Consider the following 2,355-nt stretch of genomic DNA (forward strand, 5'->3'; position numbering starts at 1 on the left):
GTGCTCATCGGAGTGGCAAAGCCCGGCAGCCACATAGCGGATGAGGACCTCGCCCGCCTTCGGCGGATCCAGGTCCAACTCGGCGATCTCGAAATCCTGGCCTGCCCCGCGCAAGACCGCGGCCCTGGTCTTCATTGACCCCTCCTTTGCCTCGTCACCCGACTGCCACCATAAATCGGCTACTCGCACCGCACCAGCCCCCGAAAGACAGCGTGCGTCAGCCGAGGCGGACCACGCGGACGTAGCGGGCTGGCTCGCGGCCGTGATTGGCGTACGCATAGCTGCGGTCGCTGGCCAGGCGAGCCGAGCCCCCGGCCGTCACGGTGACGGGTTCGAGCCCCTCGACCTCGAGGGTGAGGGCACCGTTAAGGACCAGGAACAGCTCCTCCGACCCGGCGGCGTCGGGCTGGGCGTCGTAGCGGTCGCCCGGCTGGAGCACCCACTCCCAGAGCTCGGCCGATGGCCGCCGCTGTGTCGCAACCTGGAGTGCGGCGCGGCTGCCCGCGGCGGAGGACCACACGCCAGCGGCAGAGCCTGGTTCGTTGACCGCGACGGGATCCGGCTGGGTGTCGCGGGTCAATGAGGCGAAGTCGGTGCCCAGCGCCCTGGCGACCCTGTCGACGGTGACGAGGCTGGGGTTGGCCTGACCCTGCTCGATCAGGGTGAGCATCCGCCGGCTGACCCCGGCGGCGTCGGCGAGCCGTTGAACGGTAAGACGGCGGCCCGTTCTTCGCCGGCGTACCTCGGCACCGACCCGGGCGATGAACTCGGCGGTCGGTCCGCTTTCCGCGAGCTTTTCTGTCACGTCACCTCGTTGCCCGGTGACAGATTGCGCATTATATTGCTCATCATGAGCAGTATAACGATACTGCGTGATGACGGTCCTGCGCCGGCCGAAGCAACCGTTCAGGCGGCCGTGCGGCAGGCCTTCGAGCAGCTCGCGGCGGGTCGCGCCGTCCAGCCCCGGCAGGTTGTGACCGATCTCCCTGATGGCGGTGACGTGATCGCCTACCAGGCGGTGCTGGCTGACGCAGGCGTGTACGCCGTGAAGGTATCGCCCTACCTCCCTCAGCCCGCGGGCAAGGCCGTCGTCACGGCCTGGACGCTGCTGCTGTCGACCCGCACGGGGCAGCCGCTGCTCCTGGCCGACTCGGCCCGTCTGACGACCGAGCGCACCGCTGCGACGACGGCGCTCGCGGTCGACCTGCTCGCCCGGCCCGACGCGCACCGCCTTGCCGTGATCGGTCTGGGGCCGGTGGGCCGGGCTCATCTGCGCCACGCCCGCGTCGTGCGCCGCTTCACCGAGGTCCGGATGTGGTCGCGGACCGCAACGGAAGCCGACCTCGACGGCCTGGGCGGGGACGTGCACCTGGCCGCCTCGGCCGACGAGGCCGCAGACGGCGCCGATGTCGTCCTGCTGTGCACGTCTGCCGCCGCTCCTGTCGTTGACGCACGCCGCCTCGCGCCCGGGTCCCTGATTACGTCGGTGTCGACCAACGCCCCGATGGCGCACGAGATCGACCCCGCTGTGCTCGGCAATCTTGACGTCTACGCCGACTACGCCCCGGCCGCATTCGCCGCCGGCGGCGAGATGCGCCTGGCCGCCGCCGAGCACGGCTTCACCCTCACCGACATCCGCGGCGACCTCGCCGGCCTGCTGGCCGGGGCTGCCCCTGCGCCGACCGGCGCCAGACCGGTGTTCTTCCGCAGCGTCGGCCTCGGCATCGAAGACGCCGCCGTCGCCCTGGCCGCCTTGCAGATCCTCGAGACCTGATCGTGAAGATCGCACCGTTGGGCGTCGAGCAGTGGATGAACGAGTACGAGACCCGCTCTATCGAGGGCACTGACCGCCTCCGCTCGGCCGTCGCCGCCCTCTACGAGCGGCAGGGCACCGGCAACGTCCTCATCGCGCAGGAGGGCTACCTGCGCATCGGCTACGCGCCCAACCCCGGCGTCCTCGCCGCCGGCCTCCCTCTTCTCAGCGACTACCTGCACAGCCGCTAACCTTCGGACGCAAGCCCGGACCTATCCGTCGTCCTCAGCCCGAGTCCTTCCCGACCTGGAGAGCCGTGTGACCGACCTGCCCGATGCGCCAGACCGGCCGCATGCCTCCGACCGGCCCGGCAGCGAACCGGTCGTCTCCGGCGACGTCCTCGGCACGCCCGCCCCCGTCATGCGCACGGACCGGGTCGCCTCCCTGGTGGAGGACGTCTGGGGGCTGCGCGTCGACACAGTCCGGCAGCTGTCCTCAGAGCGTGACGCGAACGTCCTTCTCGATGGCCGCTACGTGCTCAAGGTGTCGAACCCTGCTGAGGATCCCGCCGTCGTCGACATGGAGAATGCGGCGATGTCGCA

4 protein-coding genes are annotated in these 2,355 nt (G+C 70.4%); 3 read left to right on the forward strand and 1 reads right to left on the reverse strand.

What is annotated here, in order from left to right; translation table 11 throughout:
* Window positions 1-217: 217 nt before the first annotated feature.
* Window positions 218-805 carry a helix-turn-helix domain-containing protein gene (locus tag WA805_RS25980; RefSeq protein WP_424561253.1) on the reverse strand — a complete coding sequence of 196 codons (588 nt, stop codon included), beginning with the start codon at window positions 803-805 and terminating at the stop codon, window positions 218-220.
* 45 nt (window positions 806-850) lie between these two features.
* On the opposite strand from WA805_RS25980, the gene WA805_RS25985 reads away from it, so the two are divergent.
* From WA805_RS25985 to WA805_RS25995, 3 genes are all read left to right on the forward strand, one after another.
* Window positions 851-1,774, forward strand: coding sequence for a hypothetical protein (locus WA805_RS25985; protein WP_425243663.1), 924 nt, complete (start codon window positions 851-853; stop codon window positions 1,772-1,774).
* Window positions 1,775-1,776: 2 nt separating this feature from the next.
* On the forward strand, window positions 1,777-2,004 hold the full coding sequence (locus tag WA805_RS25990) for a hypothetical protein (RefSeq protein WP_425243664.1): 228 nt from the start codon (window positions 1,777-1,779) through the stop codon (window positions 2,002-2,004).
* Window positions 2,005-2,071: 67 nt separating this feature from the next.
* Window positions 2,072-2,355, forward strand: a 284-nt coding sequence (locus tag WA805_RS25995) for a hypothetical protein (RefSeq protein WP_425243665.1), incomplete at its 3' end; no start/stop codon positions are given.

This window comes from Trebonia sp. (assembly GCF_049794275.1).
In the GTDB taxonomy this organism is placed as follows: Bacteria; Actinomycetota; Actinomycetes; order Streptosporangiales; family Streptosporangiaceae; genus Trebonia.

Bases quoted from the DNA above. Each gene is read 5' to 3' on its own strand.
- WA805_RS25985 (WP_425243663.1), top strand. From the start codon at position 851: ATGAGCAGTATAACGATACTGCGTGATGACGGTCCTGCGCCGGCCGAA.